This is a genomic window from uncultured Aggregatibacter sp. (assembly GCF_901873365.1).
Taxonomy (GTDB): domain Bacteria; phylum Pseudomonadota; class Gammaproteobacteria; order Enterobacterales; family Pasteurellaceae; genus Aggregatibacter.
This window is the reverse complement of the sequence record NZ_CABFLM010000005.1, coordinates 1-1,321: the sequence shown is the minus strand read 5'-3', so window position 1 is coordinate 1,321 and position 1,321 is coordinate 1. Positions and strand designations below refer to the sequence as shown.

The window sequence follows — 1,321 nt, the reverse complement described above, 5'->3', positions numbered from 1 at the left end:
CATTCATGATTTCGTGCAACAAGTTGCACGCTACGATTTACTAAAAAATAAACACGGTTGCCAGCTTTCACAAGCCCCTTGAGAGGCTTATGAAGTCCAAGCCCTTATAGGGTAAAAACCGCACGTTTTACGTGCGGATTGTTATTTTGCGCTGAAATTACTTCGCTTGTTGATTTAGCGCTTTTTCAATTTTTTTATCTGTTTTGTATTGAGATAACGCATAAACCGCCCAAAGTGTTGCCGGAATCCATCCGATAAGCGTAATTTGTAAAATAAGGCAGATAATACCGGCAAAGGGACGGCCGATAGTGAAAAAGGTTAGCCAAGGTAAAAGTAAGGCAATGATGAGTCTCATGGTGTTCTCCTATTTATTCCATGTGGGTTTGAAAATTATCGGAAGGAAGCTGTAATTTGATTCTGGCATGGGAGGCTTGTTTGCACGGATAAGATGAGGTTATCTTATATTGCTTCTCCCAATTTTGGGTGGATTTAACTTGATCCACGCAATTGTTATAAATGGTTTTTAATTGGTCATAATTGCTCACTAATTGCGTAATATAAGCGTCTTCTTTTTGTTTGAACACCTCACGCCACGCGCCTCTTGGTTGAGCTTTTTTATAATCGTCATCATAGGCTTTCAGGGCATCTAACTGCTCCAAGGTCATCGCTTGGAATTCCTCGGTAGCTTGTTCTTTAACGGCGGTTTGCCACACGTCACAAGTGGAATATTGACGTTTATCCTGCTTGCAATAATTTTGCTCTTCCTTAAGTAAATTCGCTAAGCCTTTTGTTCTCAGTTCAGTAATAACAGGCAGGGTTTTCTCTTGATAAAAGGCTTTCATTGCTTCACATTCCGGTGTTGTTTTCCAGCTACTTGGGCATATTGAATTTACGTAGGCTTTCACAAATTCCTGCCAAGGTAGCGCATCATATTGTTGTTTTAATTGTGCTTTCGCTTGAGCAATGTCAGCCGCTAATTTAGCCTTACGTTCGTTTTCTTCTTTTTCACGTTGTAATCGCTTATCTTCTTTAATGGCATTTCTCGCAAGATTACATTCTGATCCGTCTGCCATCAGCGTTTCTAATGTTGATTTATCTCGTGAACGCATAGCTGCTTCAGCATCCTTTTCGCATTGTGCCCATTTTGTTTTCGCTTCATCAATGTGTTTAAGATAGTAAGCTTCATCTTTCTCAGAGCAGGCTGTTAGGCTAAGACAAACGCCCATTGGCATAAGCCAAAGTAATTTTTTCATAGGGGGATTCCTTTTGTATAAATAATGCTTATCACTGTGATAAACCGTATTATTCAAAAAAAAAAAAT

At 39.4% G+C, this 1,321-nt stretch carries 2 protein-coding genes; both read right to left on the bottom strand.

Annotated features, from left to right (window positions below):
- Positions 1–157: 157 nt before the first annotated feature.
- Entirely contained in the window at positions 158–355 is a 198-nt protein-coding gene (locus QZ106_RS00035) for a YqaE/Pmp3 family membrane protein (protein WP_209362329.1), read from the bottom strand.
- 13 nt (positions 356–368) lie between these two features.
- Positions 369–1,253, bottom strand: a complete 885-nt coding sequence (locus QZ106_RS00030) for a hypothetical protein (RefSeq protein ID WP_295972669.1) — start codon at positions 1,251–1,253, stop codon at positions 369–371.
- Positions 1,254–1,321 lie beyond the last annotated feature (68 nt).